General features: G+C 64.8%; 1 protein-coding gene. It reads left to right on the top strand.

Annotated elements, in window-relative coordinates:
• On the top strand, positions 1-549 hold a 549-nt coding region (locus tag EOA24_RS40410), incomplete at its 5' end, for an ATP-binding cassette domain-containing protein (protein WP_133375089.1).
• Positions 550-565: the final 16 nt, after the last annotated feature.

Raw genomic sequence — 565 nt, 5'->3', positions numbered from 1 at the left:
GTTGTCTTCGACGGCGTGGACATCACCGCCATGCCGGCCTACCAACGGGTCAGGCTCGGCGTCGCCTACACCTTCCAGATCACCAGCGTCTTCGCCAACCTCACGGTCTTCGACAATGTCGCGCTGCCGGTGCAGCGCACGCTGACGGACGGCCGCACCAAGGGGCAGGTCAGGACCGGCGTCATGGCGGCGCTGGAGCGCACCGGACTTGCCGACCGCGCCGGCACGCTGGCCGCGCATCTTTCCTACGGCCATCAGCGTCTGCTCGAAGTGGCGATGGGCCTGGCGCTGAAGCCGCGTTTGCTGATCCTCGATGAGCCTACACAGGGCCTGGCCGACAGCGAGATCGACAATTTCATCACGCTGGTGCGCGGGATCGCCAGGGACGCGACGGTGCTTCTGATCGAGCACAACATGCCGGTCGTCATGGGACTCGCCGACCGCATCACCGTCTTCAATTCAGGCAAGATCCTTGCGGAAGGCACGCCGGGCGAGATCCGCGCCAACACACAAGTCCAGGACGCCTATCTCGGAGCGACCCATGGCTGATACGGAATTGCTCACC

Origin of the sequence: Mesorhizobium sp. M2A.F.Ca.ET.039.01.1.1, assembly GCF_003998035.1 — a bacterium.
In the GTDB taxonomy this organism is placed as follows: domain Bacteria; phylum Pseudomonadota; class Alphaproteobacteria; order Rhizobiales; family Rhizobiaceae; genus Mesorhizobium.
Note: the sequence above shows the minus strand (reverse complement) of the source record. Positions and strands in the feature narration are given on the sequence as shown.